The sequence below is a fragment of the Streptomyces mexicanus genome (assembly GCF_902506575.1).
GTDB lineage: Bacteria > Actinomycetota > Actinomycetes > Streptomycetales > Streptomycetaceae > Streptomyces > Streptomyces mexicanus.
In genome coordinates this window covers 1-12,884 of sequence record NZ_LR732613.1, presented here as the reverse complement: position 1 = coordinate 12,884, position 12,884 = coordinate 1, and the positions used below count along the sequence as shown (strand labels likewise).

Genomic DNA, 12,884 nt, shown 5'->3' with positions numbered 1-12,884 from the left:
ACTGGAGCCCATGCCGCCTCACCGGATCCTGCCGCCAGAGGCGGACCGCATGTACATGGAGCTGGACTCGAACGACGCTGACACGCTGGTGGTGTCCTGGCACAAGGACGTCCTCGAGGCTTTGGCGGCCTATCCGTACGAGGCTGCCACCCTGCTGTGGCTGGCTCTGAAGCAGGCGGAGGTGCTCCGGCCCGGCGGCCCGAAGATGAACAACTTCGGGCTGGCGCTGATCCTCATGCCGCTCGACTTCCTGACCGTCGGAGAGGTCGGTGAAGCCGTCGAGCGGCTCACCGCACGAGGGTTCCTCGCGCGGGCAGGCGAGGACAGCGTCTACATCGACCCCATCGCGATCCGAGTGATCGACCGGCGTGAGTTGTCCGCCCAGTTCCTCATGGAGTGGAACGCGGCGAAGGCCCACGCGCCGACCCCGGGACCGCTTCCCGAGGCAGACGCGGAGACACCCGCTTCCGAACCCATTGTCCAGACGCCAGGGAGAGGAACGTCGTCATGACCACGGTGCCGTTGACGAACTGGTCGCACGAGCAGCAAGAACTGCACCTCCGCAGCGTCGTCCGCGGCGGATGGTTGCGGATTCCCCCAAACATGACGGGACTGCTCCTCATCGGCTTGGGCTGTGAAGGAAGGCCGTTGACCCGCGAGGAAGCACGCACGATCGTACGCACCTGGGCCAATCCGCGCGGCGACTGGCAGGCCTCCTGCTGGGACCAGGAGGACAAGCTGGAACGCGACGAGGACGATCTCGCCGACCTTCGCAAACAACAGGCCGATGCCGCCCGCTACGCCGCTCATTACGGCCTTCCGCCGCTGCGCACCTTCACCGACCTGCTCGGCCTGTTGATCGCCGCAGGGGTCGTGCACGAAATCCGTGACGCACGCGGCGTGCCGCGCCTGCACCCGGCATTCCCGCTGCCCGGCCCCCATGAGGTCTTCCCGCTGGACGAGGAGGAGCTCGCCGTGCAAAAGTCCCTGCGCCGCGATGCCGCCTACGGAAGCGATTCCTATCGGATTATCGATCTGTTCGCGCCGACGGGCGAGCGCCGCAACGAGATCATCACGAGTCTCGACCGGCTGGCGCGCACGATCGAGGGGCATTCCCATGACGCCCGTGAGGCTGTCCAGCTCCTGCTGGAAGCAGGGGACTTTTCCGCCACCGAGGACATCTCTTGTGTGGCTTCGCACAAGGTTTTCCGGCTGCACTGCGACTGGCGGAAGTTCGACGCCCAGCGGATCGGTATCGGCCGTGACGACCAGGGCCGCATCGAGGTCACCCTGCCGGCCAACCCGGCCTGAGGTTTGCCCCGGAGAGCCCGCGGCGCCGACCACCGACGGTTGCCCGGGTCGGGTCCGGAAAATGACGACCCGTCCCGGCGGTAGGCGGCGGCCGAAGCCCGCCACGCCGCCGGATCCGCCAGCGCCTCTTCCACCACCACGTCATACCGGCATGCCCGGGCGTGTACAAGGAAGCGCCCTGGCAGCCGGGCCCGAAAGACCTGCCTTTCGCAATCAGCCTGATCAACCCCCACGGCGACCGGCACCTGGCCTTCAACGACGAAGACGGCCGCTTCTACCGTTTGTGGCAGTACAAATCCCCCGAGCCGCTGCACACTGGCCAGGCCATCTTGCTACGCCCGAGCGACATCAAATTCTCCATGCTCTGGGCGATGAAGCACCCGACCCACCCGCGCAGCGAGGCCCTGATCGACGAGGTCGCCGTCGGCGCCAAGGCCGCCGTCATGCATTTCGCCCAGGCTGCCCAGGCTCCGATGCAGCGCTAGGACGATGTTCGGGGTTCACTGGCTCTCGCCGGCTTCAGTGGATGGCTCGCCCGCGGTGCGGCGAACGATCTTCTTCACCGTCCCCTGCAGGGACCGCAGCAGCTCCCGCTCGGCCTCTTCCGTCCGTGCCTCGATGTTCCATTTCCGGACGTCGTCGACCAAGGCCTCGATCGCATCGTTCAACCGGCTTCGCAGCAGGCCGGGCGTAAGAGCCTCGACCTCGACCGCGATGTGGGGATCGATGCCCTCGCTCAGGCACTCCTCGCGGTAGCGCTTGTAGTTGACGTCCCGGGTGTTGACGTCGTGGGTGGTGAACTGCGCCGAGCGGACGTCATCGGCGGTGACGGCGATCTGCTGGAAGTCCAGGTCAAGTTCGCCGTTGCCGTAGCGGTGCATGCGTTCGATGACCGAGCGGGGGACACATCTGCCGGTAGGGTCCCAGTCACCTGTGAAGATCACGGTGACGGGTTTGCCCTGTCTCGCGTATTCCTGTACCGCTTCGTAGACGAAAGTCTTGGAGGACTGGCCGCGACAGGAGTACAGGCCGACGCCCCACGCGGAGGTCACTGGCAGAAGGACGCCCCCGACGCTGTCGCTCTCGCACCAGACCTCGACACGGCGGCTCTGTGTCGCCCACAAGTTCCGCCGGTAGCCCTCAGCGGCACGCTCCATCGCGTCTTCAAGGGAGTCGTACTGGAGCTCCTGCCGGACCATCCGGGTGCCGTCGGTGATCCAGTCCCACGGGATCCTCCCGGTCTCCCGCAGGTAGCCGAGCTCCCGGACGACGACCGAGTAGTGGCGGCGCGAGGTGCCGGTGTCCTTGTCCCACAGGTCTCCGATCCCCAGGTAGTAGACGTGGCGAACGCTGCACGGCTGCGCCCCCTCGCAGAGTGAGGCAATAGCCTCGCGCAGGGCTTCGACCTGTGCCTTTGTCCGGCGAGGACGTTTTACCGAGCTAGCGTCGTAAAGCGCCATACCTCCAGTGGACCCCCGAACTGGTATGGCCGTCACCGCCTCGGACGCTCGAACATTCGGCGGGCTTCGACCCATCCCTCCCCGCCGGCTTCCGGTCCGGCTACCGTGGTCCCATGGCGAAGGAGATCCGTATCGAGGTCGACGACGAGACGTACGAGCAACTGCAGCGTCTCGCCGCTGACGACCACGAGGACCCTGATCAGTACGCGAGCCGGCGGCTGACTGCAGACCTGGCACGCACCCGGTTCCTCGAGGGCAGTGCCCGCTTCCTCAGCGCCCCCGGGATGCGCGAAGAGTTCGCCCGCCGGTTCGGTCCGGAACCCGGGCCGAGCGCGACGGCAGCATGAGGCTGGCTGCCCTGCAGTGGACCTCTCAGTAGATCTTGCGTGGCTTCTGGAGATCGCCCGCACACAGCTGGGCGACCCTGACGTGACGGACTGGGGAGCCCTGGAAGCGGCACGGGCACGGCACGCCTTCCGCGTCATGGGCGAGCCCGTGTATCCCCGCCCTCATCACCGGGCCGCGGCTCTCTTCCAGTCGCTGGTCCGCGTCCCTGCGCTGGAGCACAGCAACCAGCTCTTCGGCGCGGCGGTCGCGGTCGGCTACCTGACCGCCAGCGGTCTGCCCGTGCGGTTCACCGCAAAGGAAGCGGCAGACCTCGCCGAGCAGGTTGCCGTCGGGCAGATCGATGTCCGCGCCCTGGCCAATGCGCTCAAGGAGTGGACGGAGCGAAGCTGAGCCCCGGGTCCGCCTCGCTTTAAGCTCCATGCGGTGGAGACGTTGCTGATCATCACGGCTGCCGCTCTGTGGGGCTGCGCCACGGGCGTGCTCATACCACGGCCCGCGTACCGGCTCTCCGTGCCCTTCGAGGAGCCCTGGCAGTCAACGTGCCCGGCCGGCCATCTGCTCACCGGTATGGGCAACGGATGGCTGGGACGTTCTCGCTGCGCCGCTGGGCACGCCTACGGGCCGAGCACACTCTGCGTCGCCTCCGTCACGGCCGTGGTCTGCGCCCTGCTCGCGGCCGTCACCCCGGCCCGCCCCGAGTTGGTGGTCTGGCTGCTGCTCACACCGGCCGCCGTGCTGCTGGCCACCGTCGACTTCGCCGCGCACCGGCTCCCTGACGTGCTCACCCTGCCGCTCGCCGCGACCGTGCTCGTCCTGCTCGGCGTCGCCGCCGTGCTGCCCGGCGCCGGCGGCAGCTGGACGTCCGCGCTGCTCGGCTCCCTCATCCTGGGCGCCGGTTACTTCGGACTCTTCCTGATCAGCAAGGGCTTCGGGTTCGGCGACGTCAAGCTCGCTCTGTTCCTCGGGGCCGTCCTGGGCTGGTACGGCTGGCCGATCATCCTGGCCGGAACCTTCGCCGGGTACCTGTTCGGCGCGCTGTACGGCGTAGGTCTGATGCTCGTGGGCCGGGCCGACCGCACGAGCAGGATCCCGTTCGGCCCGTTCCTTCTCGCCGGGACACTCGCCGGCGTACTCCTGGGCTCCCACAGTCCCTGACCCCAGGCTCCTTGAAGGGACGCTGGATCGGGTGCTGTGTGGCGATGGCGCGCGTGGCGGGCGCCGTGCTGGCTAGCCTGGGATCGCGCCGTCGCGGGCGGCTGCACGGCGAGAGGAAGTCGATGACCGACCAGGCGATCAGGCCCCCTGCCAAGACGGATCCCAGCACGCTGGCGCTGGAGTTCCGGCATGTCCACCGGCTTGTCGATCCCGGTGCGGAGGGCGTCCATGCCTGGCAGATCTCCCTCCTCGCTGGCGACGAGACAGTGGCCCGGGTGCGTGCGACGCGCGGCCAATACTGGAAGTCCCACAACCTTGGCGAGCGGCTGGCTGACGAGGGGGCCCTCGCCGCGGTGGCGGCGCAACAGCTCTTCGACGAGGACGGACAGTTCCGCGCCGCGTACGAGAACTTTGTCGACCTGCCGGGCAACGTCCTCGTGGTCGACGACCTTCACATCGAAGCACCCTGGGACGACCCGTGGACCGTCGCCGGGGTGATCTCCAGCATCATCGACCGGCTGACCGACAACGAGTACGCCGTGATCCTGCCCCGGATCTCCGGTGACACGACGGCAGCCCTTCTCACGGAGGCGGGCGTCCTGCTTGCCGCCGAACCGTTCTCCGACGAACTGCTGATCATCGACACGGCGCTCGCCGCCCCCGAACAGGCCACGCACCGCGTACGCGAGCACCTGCGCTCCCGCGCCCGCTACGGCGGAGCCGACCCCTTGAGCGAGGACTGGGACGAAGAAGACGAAGGAGAGGAGATCCTCACCCCCAGGACGCGGGCGGTGTTGCATTTGGCCCTTCAGCAGCTGTCCGACCAGGCGTGGCAGGAGGTTGCCACGCTGGGGGACCAGCCGGCCCAGCGGACGGCTGGCGGGCTCTTCGGCTCGCTGCCACGGGTGACCTGGCACCAGAATGCTTACTGGCGCCGGCAGATGGCCCGAGCCTTCGACGACCTGGCCGCCGACTGCGCTTCCGGTGCCGATGTCGGACCTCGCTGCACCGGCGAGGAGATGGCCCTGCACCTCGGGATCGCTCGCGCCCAGGACCTGACGCGCAACCGGCCGCGGCTGGTGCGGGACACCGTGGCCGGCCTTCCCGAAGAGCGGGCCGACTTCGACTGGGACGCCTGCTCCGACGTGCTCTTCCAGGACCACGACGTGCTCATGCTGTTCGACAACTCCCTCGACGGGATCGAGGACCCCGAAGGTGACGTCCATCAGTCCCTCGGCATGGTCAATCTTGCCCCCAGCGACTGGTTTGCCCCCTTCGACCCCGAGGAGGCCCGCGACCCCGATCGCGGCTTCCTCCACCCGTGACCGCAGCGGCCCGGATACTGCGGGCGGTCACGCCGATGCGGCGCCCGACGCGTCCACGGGAGGCGGCAGGGTGCGCAGACGTTCGCGTAGATCGGCCACGTATTCGGCGGGGCGGGCGGCGAGCAGGCCCTCCAGTCGCTGCAGCCGGGTGCGGGCGGTGGCGCGCAGACGGCTCGGCGGCACCCGGTCGAGGACGTCCAGGGAACGCTGAGCGGCGTCAGACGGCTGGTCGGGGGCCTCCGCTTGGGCGAGGACGAGAGTGGCCGCGGCCCAACCGGGCGTTCCGGCGGTACAGGCGGCCGCAGAGGCCTCGGCGCGGGCGCGGGCTTGGTCAGTGCGGCCGAGCGTGAGGTGCGCCTCGGCCTGGTGCAGGGCCAGTTCCGGCTCATCGAAGCCGAAACGGCCCGGTGCCTGTCCTGCCGGATCGGCTTCGAGTTCGGTCAGGGCCACGTCCAGGGCTGCGGTCGCTTCCCGGTCGCGTCCCTGCTGGGCGAGGGTGGGCAGCAGCGCCCAGGCGTGGAGCTGGGCCCGGATCAGGCCGGCGGGTGCGGCGGCCGCGCCGCGCTCGGCGTACGCGAGCGCGGCGGTCAGATTGCCGGTGTGGCGGGCCACCATGCTCTGCGCTCCATACGCCCATGCCGCGAGGGCGCTGTCCCCGCACCGGTTGGCGTAGGAGACGGCAGTGGCCAGGTGGGTGCGCGCGCCAGCCGGGTCGTCCAGGTGGAAGGCCAGGTTGCCCAGCAGCCCGGAGAGCCGGCCAACCTGACGATGCAGCTCGGTGCCTTCCGTACCGGGGGAGAGCAGGTTGGCCAGCAGGGTGCGCGCGGCGCGGACCTCCCTGAACAGCACCGGGACGGGGTGCTTGCTGTAGTTCAGGTGGTAGTGGTCGGCTGCGGCTTCGGCGAGTTCGTCGACCAGCGGGCTGCCCTCGGGTTCGGCCAGGAGCGCGAGCTGGAGGGACTCTCTGACCGAGGGGAGCCCTGCATCGGTGGTCATCGGATCCGCCCCTTCCTGCCGGCCGGATGCGGCGCCGCCGGCGTCGTTGCGACCGTATCCGATCAGCTCCGCGGTCCACGTCGACAACTGCCGTACACGTGCCACGTTGTGCAGTCCGAGTTGCTCGGGTGTGGCCCGGTAGGCGCGGCACAGCATCACCGCGTAGTCCTGCCCAGGCCACTCTGTGGAGTTGTGTTCCCAGCGGCACAGCATCTGTTCCGATAAGCCGGGCGGCAGCAGGCCGTCTGCGGTGTACAGCTCTGCGATCTGCGCGACGGTGTCGGCCCGGGACCAGCCCAGCGCCAGGCGCCACGCTTCCAGTTCGGTGACCTCGGCGAGTTCTTCGCGGATCGCCGCGGCGATGTGTTCGGTGGTGAAGCCGGTGCGCTGGCAGCGTCTGCGGATCAGCGCGGCCTCCCGCGCGATGGCGGCACGTCGCGAGCGGGTGATTGCGGCGGTCATGGGCGCCCCCGTCCAGCCAAGCCTGAGCCCTCCACGGTAGCCCAGGCGCCGCCGCTCTGGCAGGGCGGAAACGAGCATTGCGGCAAGCCGCAATTCCGCCTCTGAGCAGGCGCAATGACCTTGCGGCGGGGTGCGGGCGACGCTGGGTGCAGCCGGCCGGTTCTGGCCGGGAGACCTCCGGATGAGAGGAGGGCCGTCATGGGCTACGACCACTGATCGCCCGGCACCTTGAGGCCCGTTGTCCGCATCCCGGCCGCCGGTATCGCCGGCGGCCGGGACCGCATCCACCCCGTTGCTGTGAAGGAGACCGCGCGATGGCCGCAGGGCCGCTGACATCCCCGGTGCGCTACGACCCGCTGCACGAGGCGACGCTCGCCGACCCGTATCCGCAACTCGCCGCCCTGCGCGAGCAGACACCGGTGGCCTGGCACGAGGTGATGGAGTGCTGGCTGATCACGCGGTACGAGGACTGCTTGCGCGTGCTGCGCGACCACGCCACGTTCGCGCGGGACCCGCGCCGCCTCGGCATCCCCGTGCCGGAGGCGCAGCTGAGCGTGCAGATCCTCGATCCGCCTCAGCAGGCGGGCGTGCGCAGCCTGTTCATGACCGCGCTGCACGCCCAGGACCTGGACGCCCTGCAGAACTCGGTCGATGCCGTGATCCGCGACCGGCTGCAGCAGTGCGCTGCGCAGCCGGTCGTGGAGGCGATGCGCGAGCTGGCGCAGCCCGTCGCTCTGGCCGCGATCGCCGGCCTGCTCGGCGTTTCACCTCCGTCGCTGGCCGAGTGGGCGGCCATCTCCGACACGGTCATGCGGAGCATGGACGCCGGCCTGAACCCCGCGCTGATCGAGCCCGGCCGCCGCGCCCGCGCCCAGCTGAGCGACCTGGTGGCCTCCTGGTTCACGACCACCGGCCGGCCCACCGGGCTGCTGGGCCAGGTCCGCGCCCGTACCGCAGACGCCGGCCCGGAGCAGGCGGCCTACGTGCGGCACACGGCCCGCGTGATGTTCCAGGGCGGTTACTCCACCCTCACCGCCGCGCTCGGCAACCTGCTGCACACCCTCGCCTGCCATCGCGGGATCCGGGGCGCGCTGAGCGAGCGGCCCGGCCTGGTGCATCGGGCCGTCGACGAGCTGGTCCGCTTCGACGGCCCCGTGCAGGGCACCACCCGCTTGGCCACCGGCGACGTGACGATCGGCGACGTACGTGTGCGCCGCGGCGAGAAGGTGACCGTGCTGTTCGCCGCGGCCAACCGCGACCCCGCCGCGTTCCACCTTCCCGATCGGCTGGTGCTGGACCGTACGCCCAACCGGCACCTGGGCTACGGCTGGGGCACTCACGCCTGCCTCGGCACGGTCATGGCCCAACGCGTCCTGGCCGTCCTCGTCGACACGCTCCTCGACACGCAGACCTGGCCGAGCCCGGCCGGCACCGCCGTGCGCCGACGCACGGCCACGATGCGCACCTTCGCCCGCCTGCCGATCTCCTTCCAGCCCTGACCCGACCCGCCCCCCTGGAGGATGCGTTGAGGATCATCATCGCCAACCACATCGACCCGTCCATCCGCGACCGCACCGACCTGTGGGCATGGACGCAGCGCGCGCTGTGGGGCGCCCGCAACGGCGACCTCGTTTTCTCGTGCGCGCCGCCCGACCCGTACTTTCTACGCTACGCGACCGCCCTGACCGGCACGGACCCTGACCGGCTGCACCTGGTGCTGGTGCCGCCGGGCCGGTTCGGCCAGCGGTTGCTGGACCCGCAGATGCTCACCCATCCCGACCTGATCGAGCAGGTGCGCTCCCTGCTGGCCGGCAACGGTGGCACCCGCGCGGTTCAGGAGGTGTGGGCGCTGTGGCCGTCCGCGTCCGTCGCCCGCTTCGCCGCGGCCCTCGGCCTGGCCGAGAAGCTGCCCGGCGCCGGTTTTCTCGCCCAGGGCGGCGGCGAACTCGTCAACAACAAGGCGGTGTTCCGGACGCTCGCGGCGGCGGCCGGGGCGCCCGTCGCCGCGGGGACCGTCGTGCACGACCCGGTTGAGGCCGCCGCCGCCTGCGAGCGGCTGTTGCAGGACGCCGGGGCGGTCGTGGTCAAGCAGGCCCACAACGGGGCCGGGGTGGGCAACGAGCTGCTCGTCGCCGACCCTTCCCTGGCCACCGGCCACGCCGGCGCCCGCCATCTCCACCAGCTGTCCGGCGCGGACCTGGCCACGGCCATCACCGCGTACTGGTCCCAGCGCTGGACCTGGGCGTCCGCCGACGGCCGCTTCCCCGTCGTCCTCGAGGAGTTCATCCCCGACGCACGGACGGTGTACTGCGAGCAGCACCTCACCGACACCAGCATCCAGCCCACTGAGATGGGCGAACTGCGCTACACCGGCCGGCGCCTGAGCCACGAGAGCGTGCCCCTGCGCGACCTCACCCCCGCCGTGCACGAGCAGCTGCTCGACGGGTCGACGCGCCTGGCCGCCACCTACCGGGACGTCGGCTACCGCGGCCGCCTCAGCACCGACGCCATCGTCACCCCCGGCGGACAGGTGCTGTTCACCGAGGTCAACGCCCAGGTCACCGGGTCCTGGCACGTCTACGAGGTCTTCGCCCACCACATCGTGCACGCGGACATCGCCCCCGCGCGCACCGTCACCGAATCCCACGTCCCTGCCCACTGGACGGTCCCGGACGGCGCCACCTTCCACCGCACGCTGAACGACCTCGGCCTCGGCTACGACCCCGCCAACCGCACCGGAGTGATCGTGTCGATGCCCATCGCCGACCCGCCCTGCGGCAGCGGCGCCCAGTTCACCTTCTCCACCGTCTTCGACACCCCCGCCCGCTACGACGCGATCTGGACCGCCCTGGAGAGCCGCTTCGCCGCGCCCGGCCGGGCGGCGGCCTGACGAAAGGCACCCACCGATGGCCACCACCACCCCCGCGCGGCCCGCACCAGCGGCCCGCCTCACACCCGTCTTCGACGCCACCCGTCTCGCACGCGAACTCAACGCGGTCACCGCACACGAGTGGAACCGCCAGCGCACCCACTACGCCGCCGGCCGCATCGGCCCGGACACGCCGACCGACTGGCGCGTCCTGCCACTGCGCAGCCCCGGCGGCGACCCCAACCGCACCGACCCCGGCGGTCCTGGCCCCGACGACTACACGCCCACCTGCTGGCTTCAGCAACAGCCCTACCTGCACCAGATCCTCGACAGCATCCCGGCCCCGCTGAACGCCGTACGGCTGCTCGCCCTCGGGCCGAGCGCTGCCTCCCAGCCGCACCGCGACCCCAAGTACGCCCTCGATCGGGGCATGGTGCGCCTGCACATCCCGATCGTCACCCACCCCGGCGCGGTCCTCGTCCTGGACGGCACCGAACACCGATGGCCGGCCGGCACCTTCTGGTACGGCGACTTCTCCCGCGAGCACCTGGTCCGCAACACCGGGCCTGTCCGTCGCGTCCACGCGGTCATCGACGCGCTGCTCACCCGCGAGCTCGCCCGGCTCTTCCCCGAACCGTGGCAGGAAGAGCTCGCCGACGCCGACGTGCTGTTCAACCGGCAGCCCGCCCCCACACAGCGGCCGCCCGCCGCGCTGCCGGCCTGCGTGGCGCTGCCGTCCGGGTTCATGGACTTCGGCCACGACACCCCGCTGCAGGGCCCCCTGAGGACCGTCCGGCTCACCGAACGCAGCGGTGGCGGGGGGCTTCTCCTTCAGGCGGGGGAGCACCGCTACGCCCTCGTGCCCGTCGCTGACGGCGAGTACCGCTACGCCGGCTGGAGCGAGCAGCGCACCCTCCAGCTCCGCGGCGACCACGTCGTGCTGCACGCCCGGCACGGCCGCACCCTGACCAGCCAGCACTTCCCTGTCCCGGCCGCCGACGGCAGCCGGGCCGGCGCCTGACGAAACGAGGACGAACCGATGCTGAACAGCTACGACGACTTCACCCCCCTCAGCGAAATCATCGTGGGGTCCGCGCACAACTACGTGGGGCACGACCGGGACCTCACGTTCGAGCTGTTCTTCCACGAGGCGCTCGGCGGGTACCGCTCCGACTGGGCCTACCCGCGCCTGGCCGCCCGCGGCAGCGGCGGGCACGCCGAGACCTGGAAGATCAGCAAGCGGTACACCGAGGAACTCCACGAGGACGTCGAGAACCTCGCCGCCACACTCACCGCGCTCGGCATCACCGTGCACCGGCCGCTGCCGCTGCCCGAAAACGCTGCACCGATCGCCGGGCTGGGCTGGCAGGCCGCCCCCACCCCCGCCCTCAATATCCGCGACAACACCCTCATCCTCGGCGACGAGATCATCGAGACGGCGCCCGCGATCCGCAGCCGCTACCTGGAGACCCGGCTGCTGACCCCCGTCTTCCGCCACTACGCCGACGCCGGCGCGCGCTGGTCGACCATGCCCCGGCCCACCCTCACCGACGCCAGCTTCGACCTCTCCTACGCCCGCGACGCCGCCACCACTCTCGGCGGGCCCACCGAACCGATCACCGACCCGCAGCCCAGCCCGTACGACGTCGGCATCGAGATGATGCTGGACGGCGCCCAAGTGCTGCGCCTGGGCCAGGACCTCATCGTCAACATCGCGCAGCACAACCACCGGCTCGGCGCTGACTGGCTGCAGCGGCAGGTGGCCGGCCGCTTCCGCCTCCACCGCGTGCACCGCATGGCCGACAACCACATCGACTCCATGCTGCTGGCCCTCAAGCCCGGGGTGTTCCTCGCCCGGCACGCCGGGCTGCGCGACATGCTCCCCGACGCCTTCCGCAGCTGGAAGTTCATCGTGCCGCCCGAGCCCGACCCCGGCAGCTTCCCCACCTACGACGACACCGACCTGGTCCTCACCAGCCCCTACATCGACATCAACGTGCTGTCCCTGGACGAGCAGCGCGTGCTGGTCAACGCCGACTGCACCGGCCTGATCAAAACCCTCGAGGGCGAAGGCTTCACCGTCATCCCCATCCGCCACCGCCACCGCCGCCTGTTCGGCGGCGGCTTCCACTGCTTCACCCTCGACACGCGCCGCGCCGGCGGCCCGGAGGACTACCGGTGAGCATGCCGGTCCTGCTGCTGGAGGCGGCCGGCCCCGAGTCCGAGGCGCTCGCCCGGACCGCGGCCGCCTCCGGCCACCCCGTGCACGCCGTCACCGACGCCGCCACCCTCGCCACCTACCCCCGCGATCTGCGCCGGCTCCTGACAGGCTGCCTGGTCACCGACTTCGCCCAGCCCCGGCAAGCCTGCAAGGACATCACCGGCTACGGGCACCGGATCGGTGTGAAGGCCTTGCTCACCGTCAACGAGTACCTCACCGACCTGGCCGCCAGGGCGAGCGCGGCCCTCCGGCTACCGGGCAACGACCCCGAACGCGCGGCCGCCGCACGCAGCAAGGCCCTCATGGCGGCCGCGTTCCAAGCCGGCCACGTCGCCGCGCCCAGCACCACGATCACCGACAACCTGCGCCAGGTGCGGGCCACGGCCGCGGAAGTCGGCTTCCCCTGCGTCGTCAAACCCGCAGACGGCGCCGGATCGGCCGGCGTCACCGTGGTCACCAGCGAGGAGGAGCTGGAGGCGGCCTGGCACGCCGCCCGCACCGCGAAGCCGATGTACGGCATGCCGCGCGATGAGCGGGTCCTGATCCAGGAGTACGTGAAGGGCCGCGAGTTCAGCGTCGAGTCCCTCACCCAGCACGGGACCACCACCCACCTGTGCATCACCCGCAAGCACACCACCCGCGGCGTCCACCGCGTCGAGCTGGGCCACGCGCTGCCCGCCCACCTGCCCCTGTCTCTCACACACATCTGACGCTGCCGACGCTACCCTACCCGCGTA

13 protein-coding genes are annotated in these 12,884 nt (G+C 70.6%); 11 read left to right on the top strand and 2 right to left on the bottom strand.

Annotation, left to right across the window (positions count from 1 at the left end; translation table 11 throughout):
• Positions 1-49 precede the first annotated feature (49 nt).
• The 3 genes from GV126_RS33415 (at position 50) to GV126_RS33405 (ending at position 1,796) form a co-directional block, all read left to right on the top strand.
• Positions 50-511: a hypothetical protein gene (locus tag GV126_RS33415; RefSeq protein WP_159674858.1), complete on the top strand. Its 462-nt coding sequence runs from the start codon at positions 50-52 to the stop codon at positions 509-511.
• Positions 508-1,311: a DUF6042 family protein gene (locus GV126_RS33410; RefSeq protein WP_159674856.1), complete on the top strand. Its 804-nt coding sequence runs from the start codon at positions 508-510 to the stop codon at positions 1,309-1,311. The genes GV126_RS33415 and GV126_RS33410 overlap by 4 nt, the downstream gene beginning before the upstream one ends.
• Positions 1,312-1,472: 161 nt before the next feature.
• Complete coding sequence (locus GV126_RS33405) at positions 1,473-1,796, top strand: hypothetical protein (RefSeq protein WP_159674854.1); 324 nt, start codon at positions 1,473-1,475, stop codon at positions 1,794-1,796.
• 15 nt (positions 1,797-1,811) lie between these two features.
• On the opposite strand, the gene GV126_RS33400 is transcribed toward GV126_RS33405, so the two are convergent.
• Complete coding sequence (locus tag GV126_RS33400; RefSeq protein ID WP_159674852.1) at positions 1,812-2,771, bottom strand: hypothetical protein; 960 nt, start codon at positions 2,769-2,771, stop codon at positions 1,812-1,814.
• 113 nt (positions 2,772-2,884) lie between these two features.
• On the opposite strand from GV126_RS33400, the gene GV126_RS33395 reads away from it, so the two are divergent.
• The 4 genes from GV126_RS33395 (at position 2,885) to GV126_RS33380 (ending at position 5,599) form a co-directional block, all read left to right on the top strand.
• Complete coding sequence (locus tag GV126_RS33395; protein ID WP_159674850.1) at positions 2,885-3,118, top strand: hypothetical protein; 234 nt, start codon at positions 2,885-2,887, stop codon at positions 3,116-3,118.
• A gap of 16 nt (positions 3,119-3,134) precedes the next feature.
• Entirely contained in the window at positions 3,135-3,509 is a 375-nt protein-coding gene (locus tag GV126_RS33390; protein WP_159674848.1) for a fic family toxin-antitoxin system, toxin component, read from the top strand.
• Between the two features lie 33 nt (positions 3,510-3,542).
• On the top strand, positions 3,543-4,274 hold the full coding sequence (locus GV126_RS33385; protein WP_159674846.1) for a prepilin peptidase: 732 nt from the start codon (positions 3,543-3,545) through the stop codon (positions 4,272-4,274).
• 122 nt (positions 4,275-4,396) lie between these two features.
• Entirely contained in the window at positions 4,397-5,599 is a 1,203-nt protein-coding gene (locus GV126_RS33380; RefSeq protein WP_159674844.1) for a hypothetical protein, read from the top strand.
• 27 nt (positions 5,600-5,626) lie between these two features.
• Here the strand turns inward: GV126_RS33380 and GV126_RS33375 are convergent, their stop codons facing one another.
• Entirely contained in the window at positions 5,627-7,057 is a 1,431-nt protein-coding gene (locus tag GV126_RS33375) for an NsdA family TPR-like regulatory protein (protein ID WP_236570347.1), read from the bottom strand.
• Positions 7,058-7,371: 314 nt separating this feature from the next.
• On the opposite strand from GV126_RS33375, the gene GV126_RS33370 reads away from it, so the two are divergent.
• The 4 genes from GV126_RS33370 to GV126_RS33355 are packed head-to-tail and all read left to right on the top strand — an operon-like array spanning position 7,372 to position 12,108.
• Entirely contained in the window at positions 7,372-8,556 is a 1,185-nt protein-coding gene (locus tag GV126_RS33370) for a cytochrome P450 (protein WP_159674842.1), read from the top strand.
• Between the two features lie 26 nt (positions 8,557-8,582).
• Positions 8,583-9,947 (top strand): preATP grasp domain-containing protein, encoded by a 1,365-nt coding sequence (locus GV126_RS33365; RefSeq protein ID WP_159674840.1) that lies wholly within the window; start codon positions 8,583-8,585, stop codon positions 9,945-9,947.
• Positions 9,948-9,963: 16 nt separating this feature from the next.
• Positions 9,964-10,947 (top strand): aspartyl/asparaginyl beta-hydroxylase domain-containing protein, encoded by a 984-nt coding sequence (locus GV126_RS33360; RefSeq protein WP_159674838.1) that lies wholly within the window; start codon positions 9,964-9,966, stop codon positions 10,945-10,947.
• Positions 10,948-10,965: 18 nt separating this feature from the next.
• On the top strand, positions 10,966-12,108 hold the full coding sequence (locus GV126_RS33355; RefSeq protein WP_159674836.1) for a glycine amidinotransferase: 1,143 nt from the start codon (positions 10,966-10,968) through the stop codon (positions 12,106-12,108).
• Positions 12,109-12,884 lie beyond the last annotated feature (776 nt).

Bases quoted from the DNA above. Each gene is read 5' to 3' on its own strand.
- GV126_RS33410 (WP_159674856.1), top strand. From the start codon at position 508: ATGACCACGGTGCCGTTGACGAACTGGTCGCACGAGCAGCAAGAACTG.
- GV126_RS33370 (WP_159674842.1), top strand. From the start codon at position 7,372: ATGGCCGCAGGGCCGCTGACATCCCCGGTGCGCTACGACCCGCTGCAC.
- GV126_RS33375 (WP_236570347.1), bottom strand. From the start codon at position 7,057: ATGACCGCCGCAATCACCCGCTCGCGACGTGCCGCCATCGCGCGGGAG.
- GV126_RS33380 (WP_159674844.1), top strand. From the start codon at position 4,397: ATGACCGACCAGGCGATCAGGCCCCCTGCCAAGACGGATCCCAGCACG.
- GV126_RS33415 (WP_159674858.1), top strand. From the start codon at position 50: ATGTACATGGAGCTGGACTCGAACGACGCTGACACGCTGGTGGTGTCC.
- GV126_RS33355 (WP_159674836.1), top strand. From the start codon at position 10,966: ATGCTGAACAGCTACGACGACTTCACCCCCCTCAGCGAAATCATCGTG.
- GV126_RS33395 (WP_159674850.1), top strand. From the start codon at position 2,885: ATGGCGAAGGAGATCCGTATCGAGGTCGACGACGAGACGTACGAGCAA.
- GV126_RS33400 (WP_159674852.1), bottom strand. From the start codon at position 2,771: ATGGCGCTTTACGACGCTAGCTCGGTAAAACGTCCTCGCCGGACAAAG.
- GV126_RS33360 (WP_159674838.1), top strand. From the start codon at position 9,964: ATGGCCACCACCACCCCCGCGCGGCCCGCACCAGCGGCCCGCCTCACA.